Consider the following 20,233-nt stretch of genomic DNA (forward strand, 5'->3'; position numbering starts at 1 on the left):
GGGTGGCTCCGTACACTGGCGGGCGTGCCTGAGACCTCCTCGTCGCCCGTGACCGCGATCGTCCTCGCCGCCGGGGCTGGGACGCGGATGAAGTCGCGCACCGCCAAGGTGCTGCACGAGCTGGGTGGGCGGAGCATGCTCGTCCACGCGCTGCAGGCCGTCCGGCAGGTCGGTGCGGCGCGGGTGGTCGCCGTCGTCGGGCACGACCGCGAGCAGGTGTCCGCTGCCGTCACCGCGCACGACGCGGGCGTCGTGCAGGCGGTCCAGGAGGAGCAGCGCGGCACCGGCCACGCCGTGCGGGTCGCGCTCGACACCCTTGCGTCGCAGCTGGAAGCCGAGGGCACCTCGTTCGAGGACTTCGACGACACGGTCCTCATCACCTACGGCGACGTCCCTCTGCTGTCTCCCGACACCCTCGTCGAGCTGCTGGAGGGACACCAGCGCTCGGGCAGTCGCGTCACGATCCTGACGGCGATCGTCGACGACCCCACCGGCTACGGGCGGATCCTGCGCGACGCGGACGGGGCGGTCGTCGCGATCCGCGAGCACAAGGATGCCTCCGAGACCGAGCGTCAGGTGCGGGAGGTGAACAGCGGGATCATGGTGGTCGACGCCGTGTTCCTCGACCACGCCACCAGCACGCTCGACACCGACAACGCCCAGGGCGAGCTCTACCTCACCGACATCGTCGACCGCGCCGTCCACGAGTGCCAGCCCGTCGGGGCGCACGTGCTGGAGGACGTCTGGCAGACGAAGGGCGTCAACGACCGCGTGCAGCTGGCCGAGCTGGCCGCCGAGCTGAACCGGCGCACCACCGAGCACTGGATGCGCCAGGGCGTGACGATCGTCGACCCCGCCACGACGTGGATCGACTCCGACGTGACGCTCGGCGCCGACACCGTCCTGCACCCCGGCACGCAGCTGCTCGGCGCGACGACCGTGGGGGAGGGGGCCACGATCGGGCCCGACACCACGCTGCGCAACGTCGAGGTCGGTGACGGTGCGAGCGTCGTCCGCACGCACGGGTCCGACGCGGTGGTGGGGGCGGGCGCGAGCGTCGGCCCGTTCGCCTACCTGCGTCCCGGCGCCGAGCTGGGGGCGCGCGGCAAGATCGGCACGTTCGTCGAGGTCAAGAACGCGACCCTCGGCGAGGGTGCCAAGGTCCCGCACCTGAGCTACGTCGGCGACGCCGAGATCGGCGAGGGCACGAACATCGGCGCCGGCACGATCACGGCCAACTACGACGGTGTGCACAAGCACCGCACGGTCGTCGGCCGGCACGCCCGCACGGGCTCGGACAACGTGTTCGTGGCACCTGTGACGATCGGCGACGGAGCCTTCACCGGGGCCGGGACGATCGTCCGCGAGGACGTCCCGCCGGGGGCGCTGGCCGTGAGCTCGGGGTCACAGAGGACCATAGACGGGTGGGTGCAGCGCAAGCGGCCGGGCACCCCCTCCGCCGACGCCGCTGCCCCTGTCGACGACCCCGCCGAGGAGACCGCCGGTGAGTGACCTGCTCAAGAAGACGCCGACCAAGAAGATCATGCTCTTCTCGGGTCGTGCTCACCCCGTGCTCGCCGAGGAGGTCGCGAACCTGCTCGAGGTGCCGCTGGTGCCCACGACGGCGTACGACTTCGCCAACGGCGAGATCTACGTCCGCTTCGACGAGTCGGTCCGCGGCAGCGACGCCTTCGTCATCCAGAGCCACTCTGCGCCGATCAACGAGGCGATCATGGAGCAGCTCATCATGATCGACGCCCTCAAGCGCGCGTCGGCCAAGCGCATCACGGTGATCCTGCCGTTCTACGGCTACGCCCGCCAGGACAAGAAGCACCTGGGTCGCGAGCCGATCTCGGCGCGCCTCATGGCCGACCTGTTCACTGCTGCCGGCGCCGACCGGCTGATGACCGTCGACCTGCACACCGCGCAGATCCAGGGCTACTTCGACGGCCCGGTCGACCACCTGCTGGCCATGCCGATCCTCACCCGCTACGTCAAGAACAACTACGGCGACCAGCCGCTCGCGGTCGTCTCGCCCGACGCGGGCCGCATCAAGGTGGCGGAGTCGTGGGCCAACGCCCTCGGCGGTGCGCCGCTGGCGTTCATCCACAAGACCCGCGACCCGCGTCGCCCCAACGAGTCCAAGGCCAACCGCGTGGTCGGCGAGGTCGAGGGTCGCACCTGCATCCTCGTCGACGACCTCATCGACACCGGCGGCACGATCGTCCAGGCGGCCGAGGCGCTCAAGGCCGACGGCGCCGCCGACGTGATCATCGCCGCGACGCACGCCGTGTTCTCCGGGCCGGCCGTCGACCGGCTCAAGAACTCGGTCGCGCGCGAGGTCGTCGTCACCAACACGCTGCCGCTGTCGGACGAGCAGCGCTTCGACTCGCTGACCGTGCTCTCCATCGCGCCGCTGCTGGCCCAGGCCACCGCCGCCGTGTTCGAGGACGGCTCGGTCACCAGCCTGTTCAGCTGACCACCGCACGACGAGGGGCCCCGGCACACGTGCCGGGGCCCCTCGTCGTGGTGCTACGTCGTGGTGCTGCTTGGTCGAGCTGCGGTCAGCCGGCGGTCGGCGTGGGGGAGACGGTCGGCGTCGGCGAGGCGGTCGGGCTCGGCGTGGCCGTGGGGGTAGGCGAGGTGGTCGGCGTGGGCGTCGGGGTGGGCGTGGGCGCGGGAGCCCCGTCGCGGACGAGTCCGAAGGCACCGCCGGAGGGTGCGTTCACGCTGCGGCACGGCCCGCCGTCCACGGTCGGCTGGGCGGCCGAGACGACGGTGCCGATCTTCGAGCCGAGGCCGGAGACGGTGAGCTTGTGGTACTTCTGGCCCTTGATGGGCTGCTCGACCTGCAGCACGAGCGTCAGCCAGCAGCTCTTGGTGGGCAGGGTGCCACCGAGCCGGAACACCCCGTCGGCCTCGCTGGTCGCGGACCCGATGCGCGTGCCGTTGTCGTCGAAGAGCAGGGCCTTGACGCCGGCGAGCGGCTCGTTCGACGTGGCGTCCTTGACCTGACCGATGAGCCGGCCGCCGACGCGGGTGAGTCGGGCGGACGTGGCGGTGGTGCTGCCGGAGCGGACGCTCCCTGCGAGGTGGACGCGGGCCCCGGCGTAGCCCTGCACGCCCGGGATGATCGCGTCGTACCGGCCCGGGGCCAGACCCTTCGCGGTGAACGCGCCGCCGCGGGCGCGCACGACCCACCACTGTCCGGTCGTGCGGTTGACGAGGGTCAGGGTGACCGCCGACCGCACGCCCGACTGGCCGGCGTAGAGGTCGCCGACCAGGGTGCCGGCGCGCGTGCCGAGGGCCATGCGGACGTCGCGGTTGCGGCCCTGGCGCAGCCCGCTGACCCACAGGCTGCGGCCCACCCACTTCTGGCGGGCGTCCCAGACGAACACCGAGTAGCTGCCGGCCGGCAGGCCGCCGATCGCGAACCCGCCGCGGCGGTCGGCCGTGACGGTGTAGGCGGTGCCGTCACGCGTGACCGCGGTGACGCGGGCTCCGGCGGCCAGGACCCGACGCTTCGCCGGGCCCTTGGAGATGCGGCCGGTGATGCTCGCCCCGCGGGCCATGCTGATGTTGGCGATGGTCGTGCTGCCGCCACGCACGACGACCTTCACGTCGCGGGAGACGCGGGCGTTGACGTCCCAACGGGGGCGGCGGTCGCTCACGCGCAGGTGGTAGGTGCCGGGAGCCAGCCACGGGGTGGCGTAGCCGCCGCTCGTGCGGAACGACGTCTTCTGGCGCCACGACGCGTCGAACACGGTGACCGTGACGTCCTTGACCGGACGACCGGTACCGGCCTCGGTGATCGCACCGCGGACACGGCCGGTCTCGTCGGCCTGGACGGGGGCGACCAGACCGAGGAGCAGGGCGACGACGGCGAGGATGCCGAGCAGCAGCCGGGGTGCGGGCACCCGCGTGCGTACGTCGGACATGACGATCTCCCTCCGGAGCCGGCGGACGGCTCTCGTGTCTCCCACCGCGATCCTAGTGCGGGGCTGCGCCGCGATCCCCGGTTTCGCAGGGGCCGAAGGTCCTGGATCTGTCGGGACCGTCGGCCCGCGCGACGAGGCACCGGCCAGTATCCTCGGCGCGTGACCGGGTGCCGGTCCGAGAGGGAGGGTCGAGGTGCAGTCGTCGCACACGCGTCGCTGGGAGCTGGCCGCCGGGGTGGTCGCTGCCGCCGTGGCGGTCTCGGTCGTGCTGCACCTGCTCGGGGTCTCCCTGCCGTTCTGGCCGGCAGGGGCGCAGGGCTCGAACCCGTTCTCATCCGGCCGGGTCTACGTCGACCCGCACTCGCAGGCGCGCCAGGCGGCCGAGGCCGCGTCCGGCGACGACGCCACGGTGCTGCGCCGCGTGGCCGACACGCCCACGGCGATCTGGCTGACGCCCGAGGCGTGGCCGCAGCAGCAGGTCGAGGCGCACGTGCGGCGCATCGCGACCGCGGCGCGCGACGCCGACCGGGTGGCGCTGCTCGTCGTCTATGGCATCGCCGACCGCGACTGCCAGGGCGGTGAGTCGGCGGGCGGGCTGCCGCCGGACGCGTACCGTGACTGGGTCGGTGCCGTCGCGGACGGTGCGCGAGGCATCGGCACGACCGTGGCGGTGCTCGAGCCCGACGCCGTGGCCGACGCAGGACAGTGCGCCGACGCCGACAGCCGGCTCGCGCTGCTGCACGACGCGGTCGACACCCTCGCCGACGCGCACGTCACGACCTACGTCGACGGCGGCCACTCGGACTGGGTGGACCCCCAGGAGATGGCCTCGCGGCTCGAGCGCGCGGGCGTCGGCGACGCGCGCGGGTTCGCGACCAACGTCTCCTTCTACGCCGACGACGCCCAGGAACGGGCCTACGCAGAGGCTGTCTCGCAGGCGCTGGGCGGCAGCCACTACGTGATCGACACGGGCCGCAACGGCAACGGCGCGGACGGCGAGTGGTGCAACCCGCCGGGTCGCGCGCTGGGTCGGACGCCGGCCGCCGGGGACGGATCGCTCGACGCCTTCCTGTGGATCAAGCCGCCCGGCGAGAGCGACGGGTCGTGCAACGGCGGGCCCCCCGCGGGGCAGTGGTGGGACGAGCGCGCGCTCGACCTGGCGCGCGCCGCCGGGTGGTGACTTCGCCCCCACCGGGGACAGTTCGGTCTGCGGCGGCCCTGGTCGTTGCTACGCTCGCGGCATGGGAGAGAGTGGCGCGCCGATCGCCGTCGTCATCGAGGATGACGCGGACGTCCGGCATCTGCTCCGGACGATCCTCGTCCGGAGCGGGTTCGAGGTCGTCCTGACGAAGGACGGTCCGGAGGGTGTCGAGGCGGTGCGGGCGTACGACCCCGTGCTCACGACGCTCGACGTGAACATGCCCGGCATGGACGGGTTCGCCGCCGCCAAGCTGATCCGCGAGTTCAGTGCCACCTACATCATCATGCTCACCGGACTCGACGACGAGATCGACGTCGTGCAGGGTCTGGACTCCGGTGCCGACGACTACCTCGTGAAGCCGTTCCGGCCCCGCGAGCTGCGTGCCCGCATCGAGTCGGTCATGCGCCGACCGCGTCACCACGTCGACGTCGAGGGCTTCGAGCCCGTGCCGAACGGTGTCGCCTCGACGCCGCCGTCGGCGACGCAGGACCTCCCGCAGCAGTCGCAGGCACGTCCGGTGCCGCCTCCGGTCGAGGCACCCCCGTACGAGCGGCCCCACCAGGACGTAGCCCGGCACCAGGCGCCGGCCTCCTACCCCGTGCAGCCCGCCCGTCCCGAGCCCGCCTACCCCGAGCCGGGCTATCCCGAGCCGACCTACGCCGAGCGCCAGCCCCCCGCGCCGGCGTACCCGGAGCCCCGCTACGGCGACGTCCCGCAGCAGCAGGCTCCGTACACCGACCCTGGCCCGCGCTACCAGGCCGCGCCCCAGCCGGTGGCCCCGCCGCTCGACCCCGGGCCCGCCTATCCGACCCACCAGGCGGGCGGGCACGCGGTGAGCCACGCGCCGGCCGTCCACGCCGGTGCGCCGCCGCCGGCCCAGACCGGCAACGACGCCTGGATGCGCTGCAACGGGCTCGCGGTCAACGTCGACACCCGCACGGTCACGGTCGACGGCCGCACCGTCGACCTGACCCGGACCGAGTTCGACCTCGTCGCCTCGCTGATGGCGACCGGTCGTCGGGTGCGCAGCAAGGCCGACCTCGTCCTGACCCTGCGGGGGCAGAACTACGTCACGACCTACTTCGTCAACGAGGCCGACAAGCGCGCCGTCGAGGTGCACATGGCGAACGTGCGGCGCAAGCTCGGCGACTCCAGCACCACGCCGCGGTGGATCGAGACGGTCCGCGGCGTCGGGTACCGCATGGCCGAGGACGCCTGAGCGGTCCAGCCCGCCCGGCGTCCTCGTCCGGCACCCGCGTCAGTTGGCGTTGATCGGGATCTTCTGGGCCTCGGTGGGGGTCTTGGAGGCGAAGATCGCGATCGGGACCTCCTGCGTCACCAGCTCGGGCACGTACTCCCGGCTGCCGGCGCGACGCTGGATCCACACCGTCGCCTTGAAGGTCAGGGTCACGCCCTTGGTGTCCGCGGCGAGCGGGCCGATCTTCTGGTTGCGCAGCTCGAAGGCGCCCTTCGGCGACGTGATGAGCATGCCGTAGCGCGAGGCGACCGGCTCCGGGTCGAAGGTGATGCGTCGTGCGTCGGCGTCGAGCGTGTACGGGTTCTCGACCTCGCCCGAGGAGGTCGTGGTGGCCGACGACACCTGGATCTTCCCGAGGTAGACGCGCCGCTTCGTGCGGAACGGGTCACGCAGCCTGCGCGACAGGTCGTAGGCCTGCAGCGTGAAGGAGAAGTACTTGTCGCCCAGGGGGTACCACTCGTTGGTTCGCGGCGTCGACTTGGTCGGCCAGATCGTGTAGACGAAGTCGAGGGTGCCGACCTTCACGTGCGACTGGAACGTGCCGTCGCGCGTGAACTGGGAGTTGAACGCCGGCGTGGGCGAGGCGGTGGCGGTCGGGGTGGCGGCGGGTGCCGGCTCGCGGTCGACGAGGCTGCAGGCGCCGAGGACCAGCGACGCCACGAGGGCGAGGACGACGGTCGACGTCGCGCGGGCGACGGGCAGGGGACGGCGAGGTGCGCTGGTCACGGGTGTGCTTCCTTCGAGAGGACGAGGGGGATGGAGGAGGCGCTCAGACCGTGTAGCCACGGTAGTTGCGCAGGATCTTGATGCCCATCCAGAAGGTCTGGGCGACGGTGATGACACCGAGGATCGGCCAGCCAACGGCCAGGATGGAGGACTGCAGGTCGATCGGGACCTGGAACCAGACGGCGGCGGCCGCGACGAAGCCCAGCAGGGCGATCGCGAAGGGGTAGAGGTAGCTGTTGCCCGAGCCGCGCTCGGCCTTGGCCTGGGCGGCCCAGTTGTCGGTCTGCTTGCGGCTCGCGAACTTCGTCCACGCCCGCAGGAAGTGGCCGATACGGATCCACATGTAGATCTCGGCCGGCAGGAGCAGCACGGCGAACAGGATGTCGCGCCGGTGGCCGTAGTGCATCGACCGCGCGACCCGGTAGTTCAGCAGGATCGCCACGACCGGCGGCACGAGCCACCAGGGGCTGAAGACGAACGCGTGGATCGAGAGCGACGCGAGCAGCAGGCTGAAGAACATGAGCCGCGTGATGATGTTGAGCACCATCGACATGTGCTCGAACCAGCGCAGCCGCAGGTTGGGGTGGAAGGGCTGGCCCTTCGTGTCGCCGCGCTGGCCGGGCCACATGAGCTCGATGGCGCCGAAGTTCCACTTGACCTGCTGGGCGTCGAGGGAGCGCAGCGTGTTCATGCCGCCCACGTGGGCGCGCGCGGTGGCGCTGATCTTCGTCAGGTAGCCGGCGCTCTTGATCTGCAGCGACAGCAGCGAGTCCTCGACCTCGCTGTCCTTGACCCACGGGGCCCGCTGGTGCGTCTGCGTCATGACGTCGCGCAGCGCCTGCGTGGCGAAGATCGAGAACTGGCCGCCGAGGACCGCCATGTTGCGGCCGCGCAGCAGGTTCTGCATGTTGAAGGCGGCGAACTGCGCGCGCTGGCCGGCCGTCAGGAACTTGGCCATCGTCGTCGGCAGGGCGCTGTCGTCGATGCTGTAGATCGCCGAGATGCCGCCGATGCGGTCGTCGCTGGTGATCTCGTCGACCAGGTCCTTGACGGCCGTCGGCTCGGGCGTCGTGTCGCCGTCGACGCCGATGATGTAGTCGCAGCCCTCCGCCAGGAAGAAGCCGTAGTTCAGCGCGCCGACCTTCTTGTCGGGGTTCTCGCCGATGTCGTGCACGAAGATCTCGACCAGCTGCGTGCCCTCGGGGCGCTCCATGAGGTGCTGGCCGGCGTAGTGGCTGGCGATCTCGACGGTCTCGTCGGTGGTGTTGTTGACGACGACGTGGATGACGTCCGGCAGTCGGGTCTGCACCAGGAGCGCGTCGAGCACGGACGCGATGGTCTCGGCCTCGTTGTACGACGGCACGACGCAGGCGACCGTCGCGCGCGGCTTGATGCTGCCCGCGACCTCCTCGACGGCGGTGCCGAGGGCGCGGTGCAGCGCCTCGTCGCTGAGGTCGAAGGCGGTGGGGTGTCGGTCCATGGGACCGAGGGCGTCGTGGGACACAGGGGCTCCTGCACGGTGGGCGTCACCCCATCCTGGTGCGCCGACCTCAGGAAACGCCGCGGTCCTGCCTCAAGGTCTGCTCAAGATCTGCTCAAGTGCGCGGGACGTAGCCGGCCTCCGCGAGCAGCGCGTCGAGGTCGGGCGCGGTGGTGAAGGTGTCGGAGGTGCCGAACAGCACGGGGACGGGCACGTCCTGCTCGCCGAGGGCCTCGTTCGAGCGCGTGTAGACGGCGCGCTCGACCGCGGCGGCGATCTCGGCGGTCCGCTCGGGGGTCTCCGCGGGTGCGAGGACGGCGAACCTGCCGACGCCGAGGTACCCGAGCACGGACCAGGCGGGCACGTGACGGCGCAGCGTGTCGGCCACGGTCGCGAGCGCGAGGTCGCCGCCGCGGCGCCCGAACGCCTCGTTGAGCTCGACGAGGTCGGTGATCTCGGCGAGGACCAGACCGGCGTGCCCGCCGCGCAGCTGGATGCGCCCGAGTCGGTCGGCGGCGGCCTCCACGAACTGACCCCGGCTGTGCACACCGAACACTCGTCCGGTGCTGTGGTCCTCGGACCACCAGGCGCCCTCGCGCTCCGCGCGCATGGCGACGAGCAGCTGCAGCAGGACGAGCATGGTGACCAGGAGGAACACGGCCGGCAGGTGGTCCGAGCCGCGGTAGACCCGGCCGAGGAGCACGTTCACCACGACGGCACCGGCGAACAGGCCGAGCGCGACCTGCAGGAGGGTGACGTTGACGTTCATGCGCATGCTGCTGCGGCGCAGCTCGAGGACGCCCGCGACCGCGAAGCCGGCCGCCGCGAGGTAGCCGTCGGGCAGGATCGGCGAGCCGACCGCCTCCAGGCCGCCGCGCAGCAGCACGACCCCCACCGCGACGACGAGCGGGGCGACCGGGAGCGCGACGGCACCGCGGAAGCAGCGCAGGCCCGACCAGACCAGGCCGATCGCCACGACCCCGCAGGCTGCACCGGCGGTGTCGGTCTCGAAGCTCAGGACGGTGTCGTTGGTGATGAGGCTCGCGAGGGCGGCGCCGGCGGCGGCGATGAGCCCGCCGGCCCAGAGCCGGTTGGCGGGGTCGTTGTGCCGCATGGCGGTGGTGACCGAGAAGGTCACGGCCACCGCGAGGTAGGGCACGAGCGTGCCCAGGAGCACGAGGTCGAGGTCGGACATCAGGCCACGTCCCGCGCGACGCTCTCGTCGGCCGCAGCGGGGAGCCACACGGTGACCGTGGTGCCCTCCTCGAGCCGGCTCGTGATGTCGACGGAGCCGCCGTGGGCGCGCACGATGTCCTGGGTGATGCTCAGCCCCAGGCCCGTGCCCTGCACGCCGGAGCTGCGGGCGCGGTCGGTGCGGTAGAAGCGGGTGAACAGCGAGGCCAGCTCGTCCTCCGTCATGCCGCGTCCGGTGTCGCGGACGACGATCTCCACACCGGGCACGGCCACCGCCCCCTCGCTGGCGATGTCGTCCTCCACGGGCAGGTCGAGCGCCTCGTCGGCACGGTGCGCGTCCTGGACCACGACGTCGATGGTGCCGTCGTAGCGGTTGTACTTGACCGCGTTGGTCAGCAGGTTGTCGAGCACCTGGCGCAGGCGCAGCGGGTCGGCCGGGATGGTCGACTCGGTGCGGGTGTCGAGACGGACCGTGATGAGCCGCTCGGTCGCCAGCGGCCGCACGCCCTCGACGGCGCTGCGAGCCAGCTCGCTGGGCCGGCACGGCTCCATCAGCAGCTGCAGGGGCACACCGGGGGTGCGGCTGCGCGCCGACAGGAAGTCGCGCGACAGCGCCAGCATCCGCTCGGTGTTGTCGAGCGCCACCTCGACGAGCTCGCGGGCCTCGTCGCCGAGGTCGGGCTCCGCGAGCGCCAGCTCGAGGTAGCCGAGCGCGGCGGTGAGGGGCGTCTTGATCTCGTGGGATACGGCGGCGACGGCGTCGTCGCGGGCCTGGGCGTCGGCGAGCTCCTTGCTGACGTCGCGGGCCACGAACACGTAGCGGTCCGAGCGTGGACCGGTGACGCGGCGGATGCTGACGCTCAGCGGCACCTGGGCAGGCCCGGGCGGTCCCAGCCGGACCAGCAGCCCCTCGACGTCCTGGCCCGAGCGGACGAGCGCCAGCGGCTTCTCGCTCGCGGCGAGCGGCGTGGTGCCGTCGGCCCGGTACAGCGGGGCGTGCAGCACGGCCTCCGTCGCGTCGGGCGCGCCGACGCGACGCGCGAGGGCCTCGGCGGCCCGGTTGGCCGTCACCGCCCCGTCCGCGTCCAGCGTGACGACGGCGAAGTCGACGACGTCGAGGACCTCCGCGAGGGTGCGCTCCTGCGTGCGGGCGGAGTCGAGCGCGGAGCCGACGAGCCGGGTCTGGGACTCCAGCAGGCGTCGCTGCGAGCGGTTCCGCGCCGTCCAGCGCGAGCCCGCCCACGACGTCAGCGCGAACAGCAGGGCGAGGTTCAGGAGGGTGGTCACGGCCGTGGTCCACGACTGCTCGCCGGTCAGGTCACGCACGGTCACCACGACGACGACCGCTGCGAGCGCCGTGCCCAGCACGCAGGCCCGTGAGAGCGCGGGGAGCTGGATCGACGTCCACGCGACGGGCAGGACGGCGAGCACGGCGAACCCGGCACCGGGGGTGGCGTAGTAGAGCAGGCCGCACACGACCACGTCGAGCACGGCGATGAGGGTGGCCGCCACCACGGTCGAGCCGGCGCGGTCGATGCCGAGCGACCCGAGCATGGCGGTCAGGAGGGCCGTGACGCCTGCGACCACCACCCCGGCGGTGAAGGAGCCCTCGTGCACCGGCAGCGACGTCACGAGGGCGGAGACGACCGGCAGCGCGAGCCCGGTGAGGAACAGGAACTGCGCCGCGAACACCTCGCTCGGGACCACCGTGCTGCGGGTGCGGGGCACGCCGTCGCCCGGGGTCGCGGGGATCTCCCCGGGACCGCCCGGGGAAGTCGGCGTCCGCATGAGCCGACCCTAGCAATCCGACACCCTCGACGGTGGCCGATTTCGCTGGCGGCGGAGGGCTCCTGTACGCTGACGCAGTTGCCTCGGCGAGGGTCGGCAGGTCCGACCGTGATCGACAGGGCGCTCCGCGGAGTGTCGTGTCCGACCTGCTGGGGCGACGTCCGGCCGAGTCCACGGCCGCCCCACATCGTTCGCCCGCACCACACCTCCAGGAGTTCCCTCGTGGCCGAGATCACCATCCCCGCCGAGCCCCGTACCGAGTTCGGCAAGGGCGCTGCCCGCCGCATCCGTCGCGCCGACCAGGTCCCCGCCGTCCTGTACGGCCACGGCACCGACCCCGTGCACGTCACGCTGCCGGGCCACGCGCTCATGCTCGCCCTCAAGAACAGCAACGCGCTGCTCTCCATCGAGGTCGGCTCCGAGTCGCACCTGGCCATCCCCAAGCAGGTCCAGCGCGACCCGCTGAAGGGCTTCATCGAGCACGCCGACCTCCTCATCGTCAAGCGTGGCGAGAAGGTCGTCGTCGACGTCGCGATCCAGCTCGAGGGCGACGCGCAGCCCGAGACGCTGGTCGTCCTCGAGAACGCCACCGTGTCGCTCGAGGTCGAGGCCACCCACATCCCCGAGGCCGTCGAGGTCTCGATCGAGGGCCTCGAGGTCGGCGCCCAGGTGCTCGCCTCCGACCTGTCCCTGCCCTCCGGCGCCGCGCTCGCGGTCGAGGAGGACCTGCTGGTCGTCAACGTCACCGCCGCCCCGACGGCCGCCGACATCGAGGCCGAGCTCGAGGAGGCCGAGGCCGAGGCCGGCATCGAGCGTGACGAGCCCGAGGACGCCGAGGGCGAGAGCACCGAGGGCGAGTCCGAGGCTGACGCCGAGGGCGACACCGAGTCGTGACCTGGCTGGTCGTGGGGCTCGGGAACCCGGGCCCCACGTACGCCGCCACCCGGCACAACGTCGGGTACATGGTCGCCGACGTGCTCGCGGACCGCATGGGCGGGCGCTTTAAGGCGCACGCCTCCGGCCGCGCCGAGGTCGTCGAGGGCCGGCTCGCGGGTGAGCGTGCCGTCCTCGGCCGTCCGCGCTCGTACATGAACGAGAGCGGCGGTCCGGTCTCGACGCTCATGAAGTACTTCGACGTCGACGCCGAGCACCTCGTGGTCGTCCACGACGAGCTCGACATCGACTTCGGCGCCCTGCGGCTGAAGCTCGGCGGCGGCGACAACGGCCACAACGGGCTGAAGTCGATCCGCCAGTCGATCGGCACCGGCGACTTCCACCGGGTGCGCGTCGGCATCGGTCGACCCCCGGGACGTCAGAGCGTGCACGACTTCGTGCTGAAGCCGTACTCCTCGACCGAGCGCAAGGACCTCCCCGTGTACCTGGAGGAGGCCGCCGACGCGATCGAGAGCCTCGTCACCCGCGGACTATCCGAGACGCAGAGCGCGTTCAACCGGTAGATGGACCTCCACGCCCTCCTCTCGCCCCACCTGAACGGCCCCCTGGTCGAGGCGCTCACCGAGCGTCCGCGCGCCCTCTCGGTGCAGGGCCCCGCCGCGGTGCAGCCGTTCGTGACCCGCGCGCTGGCCGACGCCTCCACCGTGCTGGCGGTCACCTCCACCGCGCGCGAGGCCGACGAGCTCGCGGCCGACGTCGCCGTGCTCCTCGGCGACGGAGCGGTCGCCGTGTACCCGGCCTGGGAGACGTTGCCGCACGAGCGGCTCTCCCCGCGTTCGGACACCGTCGGTCGTCGCCTGGCGGTCCTGCGCCGTCTCGTGCACCCAGGACCGGGTGCGCCGCCGGTGCGGGTCGTGGTGGCTCCCGTGCGCTCGGTGCTGCAGCCGCAGGTCAAGGGCCTCGCCGACCTGCGTCCCGTCGAGCTGGTGGTCGGTCAGCAGGCGCCGCTCGACGACGTCGTCCGCGACCTGGCCGCCGCCGCCTACGTGCGGGTCGACCTCGTGGAGCGTCGCGGCGAGTTCGCGGTGCGTGGCGGCATCGTCGACGTCTTCCCCCCGACCGAGGCGCACCCCGTGCGGGTCGACTTCTGGGGTGAGGAGGTGGAGGAGATCCGCTCGTTCTCCGTCGCCGACCAGCGCACGACCGATCCCGTGGAGCGGCTGTGGGCGCCGCCGTGCCGCGAGCTGCTCCTGACCGACGACGTCCGCGAGCGGGCCAGGGCGCTCGCCGTCGAGCACCCGTCGCTGGGTGAGCTGTTCGGCAAGCTGGCCGAGGGGCACGCCGTCGAGGGCATGGAGTCGCTCTCGCCGATCCTGGTCGATGAGATGGAGCTCCTCGTCGAGCTGCTCCCGGACGACGCCGTCGTGGTGGTGCACGAGCCGGAGAAGGTCAAGGCGCGCGCCGCCGACCTCAACGCGACGAACGAGGAGTTCCTGCAGGCGTCGTGGGCGGCAGCCGCGACCGGCGCCGAGGCGCCGATCGACCTCGGCTCCGCAGCCTTCCGCGAGCTCGACGACGTCCGCGACGTCGCGCTCGCGCGTGGGTCGTCCTGGTGGAGCGTGTCGCCGTTCGGCCTCGACGACGAGGAGACCGTCGCCGCCACCGCCGAGGCGGCCCCCCTCTACCGCGGTGACACCGAGGCCGCGGTCGCCGACGTCCGCGCCTGGCTCGGAGAAGAGCGCCTCGTCGTGCTCGCGACGCCCGCGGCCGGCCAGGCCCAGCGCACGGTGGAGTGGCTGGCCGAGCACGACGTGCCCGCGACGATCGTCGACGCTGCCGGCGAAGCAGGGGGCGACGGTGGGGTGCCGGCGGCCGGCAGCGGCGTGGTCGCCGTCGTCGTCGCCGACCTGAGCCACGGCCTCGTCGCGCCGCGTGCGGTCCTGCTGACCCACGACGACCTCGTCGGCCAGCGCGCCGCCGAGCGTCCCGACCGCGCCAGCATGCCCGCGCGCCGGCGCAAGCAGGTCGACCCGTTGGAGCTCAAGGCCGGCGACCACGTCGTGCACGAGCAGCACGGCGTCGGGCGCTACGTCGAGCTCGTCAACCGCACCGTGCAGGGCGCCGCCCGCGAGTACCTCGTGATCGAGTACGCGCCCAGCAAGCGTGGGCAGCCCGGCGACCGGCTGTTCGTCCCCATGGACCAGCTCGACCAGGTCAGCCGCTACGTGGGCGGCGAGAGCCCGAGCCTCGACAAGCTGGGCGGCGCCGACTGGACCGCGCGCAAGAACAAGGCGCGCAAGGCCGTCCGGCAGATTGCGGGCGAGCTGATCAAGCTGTACGCCGCCCGTCAGTCCACGAAGGGGCACGCGTTCGGTCCCGACACCCCCTGGCAGGCCGAGCTCGAGGACGCGTTCGCCTTCGTCGAGACCCCGGACCAGCTCGTGACCATCGACGAGGTCAAGCGCGACATGGAGCGGTCGGTCCCGATGGACCGCCTGGTCTGCGGCGACGTCGGCTACGGCAAGACCGAGATCGCGGTGCGCGCCGCCTTCAAGGCCATCCAGGACGGCAAGCAGGTCATCCTGCTGGTGCCGACGACCCTGCTCGTCCAGCAGCACTACGCGACGTTCGCGGAGCGCTTCGGGCAGTTCCCGGTCACCATCCGGCCGCTGTCGCGGTTCCAGACCGAGAAGGAGTCGCAGGAGACCCTCGCCGGTCTCGCCGACGGCAGCGTCGACCTCGTGGTCGGCACGCACCGCCTGCTGCAGCCCGGCGTCCAGATCAAGGACCTCGGTCTCGTGATCGTCGACGAGGAGCAGCGGTTCGGCGTCGAGCACAAGGAGGCGCTGAAGCACCTGCGGGCCGCCGTCGACGTCCTGGCGATGTCGGCGACACCGATCCCTCGCACCCTCGAGATGGCGGTCACCGGCATCCGTGAGATGTCGACCATCGCCACCCCGCCGGAGGAGCGCCACCCGGTGCTGTCCTTCATCGGCGCGTACGACGACAAGCAGGTGGCGGCCGCGATCCGCCGTGAGCTGCTGCGCGAGGGACAGGCGTTCTTCATCCACAACCGCGTGCAGTCGATCGACAAGGTCGTGAAGCGGCTGGGCGAGCTCGTCCCCGAGGCGCGCGTGGCCGCCGCCCACGGCCAGATGGGCGAGCAGGCGCTGGAGAAGGTCATGGTCGACTTCTGGGAGAAGCGCTACGACGTGCTCGTCTGCACGACGATCGTCGAGTCGGGCCTCGACGTGTCCAACGCCAACACGATGATCATCGAGCGGGCCGACACGCTCGGCCTCTCGCAGCTGCACCAGCTGCGCGGCCGGGTCGGGCGAGGGCGCGAGCGGGCCTACGCCTACTTCCTGTACCCGCCCGACAAGCCGCTCACCGAGACCGCCCACGACCGGCTCGCGACCATCGCGCAGCACTCGGAGCTGGGTGGCGGCATGCAGGTCGCCATGAAGGACCTCGAGATCCGCGGCGCGGGCAACCTGCTCGGCGGCGAGCAGTCGGGCCACATCGCCGACGTCGGCTTCGACCTGTACGTGCGGCTCGTGGGCGAGGCCGTGGCGGAGGTCCGCGGCGACGGCGGCGAGGACGGCCTGCCGGGCGGTCGCGAGGTGAAGCTCGAGCTCCCCGTCGAGGCCCACCTGCCGCACGACTACGTCCCGAGCGAGCGGCTGCGGCTGGAGATGTACAAGCGGCTGGCCGACGTCCGCTCCGACGCCGACGTCGAGGAGCTGCGCGCGGAGCTGGTCGACCGCTACGGCGAGCCGCCGGAGGTCACGGAGGTGCTGCTCGACGTCGCACGTCTGCGCGTCGCGGTCCGCACCGCGGGCCTGACGGAGGTCACGTCGGCCGGCTCGCAGATCCGCTTCGGCGGCGTCGACCTTCCGGAGTCGGCCCAGATGCGGTTGCGGCGGGTCTACCCGAAGAGCCTGTACAAGCCGGCGACGCACGTCGCGCTCGTGCCCGCGCCCAAGACGGCACCCGTCGGCGGGCGTCCGCTGCGTGGTCGCGAGCTGCTGCAGTGGGTGGCCACGGTCGTCGAGACCCTCACGGCCTGAGCCACGGACGACGGACGGACGGCCCGGCACCTGCAGGTGCCGGGCCGTCCGTCGCGTGGCGTCAGCGCGTGATGCGCAGGGCCGTGCGGGTGCCGTCCTTCGCCGGGTGGTTGGCGTCGCCGGAGTAGCGGATGAAGTACGTCCACGTGCCGGTCGAGCCCGCCGCCGGGATGCCGACGACGGCGCGGCCGTTCCTCAGCGTGACGGGTCGGCTGTACCGCACCGTGCGGCCCTTCTTCAGGACCGCGCGCACCGTGCCCGTCGCCTGGGCGGGGCTGGCGGACGTGACGACCACCGTCGCGCGACCGGTCTTGCGCTTGGTCGGCCGCGTGGTCGACGGACGACGCACCGTGGCGGCGTACCGCGTCACCTCGATCGTCGTCGTCGCGCCCGTGGCGGCGGCGTGCGTCGTGTCACCGGAGTAGTGCACGGTCGACGTCCAGCGCCCCAGGCGGGTCGCCTTCGGCACCTTGACGGTGGCCACGCCGTCCTTCAACGTCGCCTTCGGCCCGGTGAGGGTGGTGCTGCCGTTGACCAGGGTCGTGTGGACCGTGCCGGTCGGCACCGAGTCGTCGGGGCTCGCCACGGTCACGCGGGTCGAGCCGGTCGTCGTGCGGGTCGGCTTGACCTCCGAGCCGCGCGAGAGCGTCGGCGTGAGGGGCTCGGGTGCCGGGTCGACGAAGGTGAGGGGCGTGGCGGTCTCGTACGCGGCGACGGTCGCGCCGCCGCCGGCGTAGGTGTAGATGCCGTAGGTGCCGGTGCGGTCCTTCAGCCAGTCCTCGTTGACCGGGATCGTCGCGGTGAACGTGCCGTCGCTGCGCAGCTCGGTGTAGTTCGGCGCCTCCGGGTCCTGTGCCGGGCTGCTCGCGGCGAAGGACGCACGCGGGACGGCCCACTTCACGGCCGGCGCGGAGGTGTCGCCGCTGTCCGCGTTGGCGCGCGCCGACGACGGCGCGCCCTGCGACGGACGCCAGACGTCGGCGTAGCGGCCGAACGCGACGTACACGCCGGACTTCTGGCCGGCGAACGGAGGCCGCGTGCCCGTGGCGAGCGACGGGTCGAAGCCGCGACCCTCGACGGTCACCGAGGTGGTGTCACCACGGGTGATCTCGGTGTCGGAGACGGTGACCGTCGGGGTCTGGGCGAAGGTCACGTCGAAGGGGAGCTGCGGCTTGTTGTCCTGCTTGCCGGCGCAGCCGGTGGAGTAGAAGTGCGCGAGGACGGACGAGCCCGCCTCGTGGGAGGCGAGGGCGTCGAGGAAGTCCGTCGGCCACGCGCCCCACCAGCCGGTGGCGCCGTCCTGCGCCGAGCACGTCCGCGTCTGGGCGGTGGTGCCCGACGGGGCGTCCCACGTGACGCCCTGGTAGTCGGGCGTCACCCGGTAGCCCGTGGACGTCTGGGCGCTCAGGGAGCCGGCGTCGAACGTCGCGATGGTGAGCCGGCCGAAGTCCTTCGCGGGGAAGGCCTCGCCGGTCATGGACTGACCGGCACCGATGGTGAAGCGCATCGTCAGCGTGCCGGAGCCGTCGGGCTCCACGTCGAGCTGCGGGTCGGCGTAGATCTCGTCGGGGGCGCCGTACTGCGCGGGGTAGGCGTTGACGGTGTAGCTGCCGCTCCAGCTCAGCTCCGCCGCGCCCGTGCTGCGGTCGACCGTGCCGTCGCCGCCGGTGAACTGCACGACGTTCGGCGCCTTGCCCGCCTTCGACGTCGGGAACGACGTCGTGGGGACGGGGTCGACGCGGTAGACCTGCTGCGGGGACGTGTTCGGCACGGTGCTGACGTCGCCGGCGAGGTAGCGGGCGTCGCCGGTCGGGTCCTTGAACGTCCAGGGACCGAAGATGCCGTCCTGCGCGTAGCCGCTCAGGCCCCAGGTGAAGGTGGCCTCGCTGACGGTGTCCGACGCGGTCGAGGCGGCGGGTGCCGCTCCGGCCGACGGCGTGACGACCGCGAGGGTCGCCGCCGCGAGGGCGCCGGCGCCGAGGAGCGACACGAGTCGCGTCCTGCGGCGGGTGGGGGTGGTGGACATGGTGTTCCTTTCGGAGGTGGTCAGCCCCGCCGGGGGGCTGCTTCGGGGGAGGGGCGGGACGTGCGGGAGGCCGCGACGCTGCTGCCGGTGACGACGAGCGCGGCGAGGCCCGTCAGCGCGGCGGCGAGCCACCACCAGAGCGCGTCCCTGGAGCGCTCCGACGCGGTGGGCGGCAGCGGCAGCAGGGTGGAGACCGGCCTGGTCTGGACCAGCTCGCCACGGGCGGCGGCGCGGGCCGCGTCGGCCGGTGGGGCCAGGTTCGCGGCGGGCGCGCCGGGTGCGGCCGCGCCGGACCGTCGTCCTGCGGACGACGTCGTGGGGGTGGTGGCGGACGGCCGCGGTGGCTGGACGACCGGGTTCTCGATGGGGTCGAGCGGAGCCGGACCGGGCGTCGGCGGCGGCGTGACGTCGGCGCCGGCCCAGGAGACCGTCATCGGCGACGCCTTCTTGTAGGGGTCGGCCGAGCCGCCGCTGCTGTACCAGTAGGCCGCGGTGCCGGTCGTGCGCTGGAAGTCGACGAACGACTGCGGGAACGAGCCGTACGGGCGCACCTGGGGCACGCCCGTGACCTGGACGCCGTCGTAGGCCGGGGTGGCGGTGAACCCGCCCGCCTCCTCCTGCGCCGACCCGAGGTCGACGCGGCCCAGGTCGGCGACGACGACGCGCTCCGGCGCGACGGGTCCCCACGCCGTCAGGTCCTCCATCGACGAGGCGAACCCGCCGAGCTCGGCCGTCACCTGCCCGACGCCGTCCTCGACCACGAGCTCCGGGTCGCTGAGGTAGAAGAACGCCATGCCGGAGTAGTAGACGACGCTCGCGTCGCCGTCCCAGCTGATCGTCGCGTCGCCAGCGGCGGCGTCGATCGTGCCCTCGCCGCCCGAGAACACCAGCTGGTGGCCCGAGAACCGGCCCCCGCCGCCAGCCAGACGCCGGCATGATCGTGCCGCCCCGTCCGGGGTCCGGCACCTTGCCGGCCGAGAGGAAGTTGATCGTGCCCGGGGCGAAGGCCCGGTTGTTCGACTCGTCGTTCAGTCCCCAGCGCAGGACGGCGTCGTCGACGGCGCGCGGTCCGGACGCCCCCTGGGCCGAGGGGTCGGGGTCGCCGGTGCCGGGCTGGTCGGCGAGGGCGGCCGACGGTAGCAGCGCCAGCCCGAGCGCCAGGCCGGCGGCGACGAGGTCACGCCAGGGCCGCGGCACGACGCTCCTCCTTCCGACGGGAGGTGACCAGGCGCCGGACGGCGAACACCACGGCACCGACCAGCAGGAGGAGCGCGAGGCCCGCGGCGGCCATCGGCAGCCAGGGCTATAGCCCCGTCGACCACGTTCGCTCCGGCCGGGGCGGCTAGGGCGTCGGCCACCAGCCGGATAAGTCGGGCGTCGTCGTAGACGGAGGTCTCGCCGGACCAGATAGTGACGGCTATAGGGCGATCGGCCAGGTCTTCCAGCACCGACCGTAGGGGGCCGACCAGCCCTCCGGGACAGGTGGCGTTGGCCTGGCAACGGTTTTCCATCGAGGTGAGGGCGGCCAGAACTCCTTCCGGCAGATCATCGTAGAGGTTGACTTCGGGGGGTGTCGGGGAGTCGAGCACAGCAGAGGCAACGGAGGATCCATCGATGCGGAGAAGTTCGAGAGCGATCCGGGTGCCGGACGAGACCCC

Annotated in this window: 14 protein-coding genes; 7 read left to right on the forward strand and 7 right to left on the reverse strand. The window is 72.6% G+C overall.

The features are described from left to right. Window positions 1-24: 24 nt before the first annotated feature. Together glmU and A6Q81_RS11885 are read left to right on the forward strand one after the other, a co-directional pair. Window positions 25-1,512, forward strand: a complete 1,488-nt coding sequence (gene glmU / locus A6Q81_RS11880) for a bifunctional UDP-N-acetylglucosamine diphosphorylase/glucosamine-1-phosphate N-acetyltransferase GlmU (RefSeq protein WP_144433666.1) — start codon at window positions 25-27, stop codon at window positions 1,510-1,512. A 1-nt stretch (window position 1,513) separates the two neighbouring features. Next, window positions 1,514-2,479: a ribose-phosphate diphosphokinase gene (locus tag A6Q81_RS11885; RefSeq protein ID WP_083516573.1), complete on the forward strand. Its 966-nt coding sequence runs from the start codon at window positions 1,514-1,516 to the stop codon at window positions 2,477-2,479. Between the two features lie 85 nt (window positions 2,480-2,564). On the opposite strand, the gene A6Q81_RS11890 is transcribed toward A6Q81_RS11885, so the two are convergent. Next, window positions 2,565-3,938, reverse strand: coding sequence for an MSCRAMM family protein (locus tag A6Q81_RS11890; RefSeq protein WP_286690567.1), 1,374 nt, complete (start codon window positions 3,936-3,938; stop codon window positions 2,565-2,567). A 193-nt stretch (window positions 3,939-4,131) separates the two neighbouring features. On the opposite strand from A6Q81_RS11890, the gene A6Q81_RS11895 reads away from it, so the two are divergent. Together A6Q81_RS11895 and A6Q81_RS11900 are read left to right on the forward strand one after the other, a co-directional pair. Further along, complete coding sequence (locus A6Q81_RS11895) at window positions 4,132-5,118, forward strand: glycoside hydrolase family 6 protein (protein WP_286690568.1); 987 nt, start codon at window positions 4,132-4,134, stop codon at window positions 5,116-5,118. Between the two features lie 61 nt (window positions 5,119-5,179). Continuing rightward, window positions 5,180-6,358, forward strand: a complete 1,179-nt coding sequence (locus tag A6Q81_RS11900) for a response regulator transcription factor (protein WP_067855353.1) — start codon at window positions 5,180-5,182, stop codon at window positions 6,356-6,358. A 39-nt stretch (window positions 6,359-6,397) separates the two neighbouring features. Here the strand turns inward: A6Q81_RS11900 and A6Q81_RS11905 are convergent, their stop codons facing one another. From A6Q81_RS11905 to A6Q81_RS11920, 4 genes are all read right to left on the reverse strand, one after another. Continuing rightward, on the reverse strand, window positions 6,398-7,123 hold the full coding sequence (locus A6Q81_RS11905) for a hypothetical protein (RefSeq protein ID WP_286690569.1): 726 nt from the start codon (window positions 7,121-7,123) through the stop codon (window positions 6,398-6,400). 43 nt (window positions 7,124-7,166) lie between these two features. Further along, window positions 7,167-8,603 (reverse strand): glycosyltransferase family 2 protein, encoded by a 1,437-nt coding sequence (locus A6Q81_RS11910; RefSeq protein WP_067861353.1) that lies wholly within the window; start codon window positions 8,601-8,603, stop codon window positions 7,167-7,169. Between the two features lie 115 nt (window positions 8,604-8,718). Then, window positions 8,719-9,798: a GGDEF domain-containing protein gene (locus tag A6Q81_RS11915; RefSeq protein WP_286690570.1), complete on the reverse strand. Its 1,080-nt coding sequence runs from the start codon at window positions 9,796-9,798 to the stop codon at window positions 8,719-8,721. Further along, on the reverse strand, window positions 9,798-11,585 hold the full coding sequence (locus A6Q81_RS11920) for a sensor histidine kinase (protein ID WP_286690571.1): 1,788 nt from the start codon (window positions 11,583-11,585) through the stop codon (window positions 9,798-9,800). Before A6Q81_RS11920 ends, A6Q81_RS11915 begins: the two co-directional genes overlap by 1 nt. 222 nt (window positions 11,586-11,807) lie before the next feature. On the opposite strand from A6Q81_RS11920, the gene A6Q81_RS11925 reads away from it, so the two are divergent. The 3 genes from A6Q81_RS11925 to mfd are packed head-to-tail and all read left to right on the forward strand — an operon-like array spanning window position 11,808 to window position 16,549. Continuing rightward, window positions 11,808-12,479: a 50S ribosomal protein L25/general stress protein Ctc gene (locus A6Q81_RS11925; protein WP_067855365.1), complete on the forward strand. Its 672-nt coding sequence runs from the start codon at window positions 11,808-11,810 to the stop codon at window positions 12,477-12,479. Beyond that, window positions 12,476-13,042 (forward strand): aminoacyl-tRNA hydrolase, encoded by a 567-nt coding sequence (pth, locus tag A6Q81_RS11930; RefSeq protein ID WP_067855368.1) that lies wholly within the window; start codon window positions 12,476-12,478, stop codon window positions 13,040-13,042. The genes A6Q81_RS11925 and pth overlap by 4 nt, the downstream gene beginning before the upstream one ends. Beyond that, window positions 13,043-16,549, forward strand: coding sequence for a transcription-repair coupling factor (gene mfd, locus A6Q81_RS11935; protein ID WP_286690572.1), 3,507 nt, complete (start codon window positions 13,043-13,045; stop codon window positions 16,547-16,549). Between the two features lie 61 nt (window positions 16,550-16,610). On the opposite strand, the gene A6Q81_RS11940 is transcribed toward mfd, so the two are convergent. Both A6Q81_RS11940 and A6Q81_RS11945 read right to left on the reverse strand, forming a co-directional pair. Further along, window positions 16,611-18,575 (reverse strand): hypothetical protein, encoded by a 1,965-nt coding sequence (locus tag A6Q81_RS11940; RefSeq protein WP_286690573.1) that lies wholly within the window; start codon window positions 18,573-18,575, stop codon window positions 16,611-16,613. Between the two features lie 20 nt (window positions 18,576-18,595). Further along, complete coding sequence (locus A6Q81_RS11945) at window positions 18,596-19,462, reverse strand: hypothetical protein (RefSeq protein WP_286690574.1); 867 nt, start codon at window positions 19,460-19,462, stop codon at window positions 18,596-18,598. Between the last annotated feature and the right edge of the window lie 771 nt (window positions 19,463-20,233).

Source organism: Aeromicrobium sp. REDSEA-S38_B2 (assembly GCF_001628525.1).
Classification (GTDB): Bacteria; Actinomycetota; Actinomycetes; order Propionibacteriales; family Nocardioidaceae; genus Aeromicrobium; species Aeromicrobium erythreum.

Coding starts and splice junctions, on each gene's coding strand:
- A6Q81_RS11890 (WP_286690567.1), bottom strand. CDS start 3,938: ATGTCCGACGTACGCACGCGGGTGCCCGCACCCCGGCTGCTGCTCGGC.
- A6Q81_RS11900 (WP_067855353.1), top strand. CDS start 5,180: ATGGGAGAGAGTGGCGCGCCGATCGCCGTCGTCATCGAGGATGACGCG.
- A6Q81_RS11910 (WP_067861353.1), bottom strand. CDS start 8,603: ATGGACCGACACCCCACCGCCTTCGACCTCAGCGACGAGGCGCTGCAC.
- A6Q81_RS11915 (WP_286690570.1), bottom strand. CDS start 9,798: ATGTCCGACCTCGACCTCGTGCTCCTGGGCACGCTCGTGCCCTACCTC.
- A6Q81_RS11920 (WP_286690571.1), bottom strand. CDS start 11,585: ATGCGGACGCCGACTTCCCCGGGCGGTCCCGGGGAGATCCCCGCGACC.
- mfd (WP_286690572.1), top strand. CDS start 13,043: ATGGACCTCCACGCCCTCCTCTCGCCCCACCTGAACGGCCCCCTGGTC.
- A6Q81_RS11940 (WP_286690573.1), bottom strand. CDS start 18,575: ATGTCCACCACCCCCACCCGCCGCAGGACGCGACTCGTGTCGCTCCTC.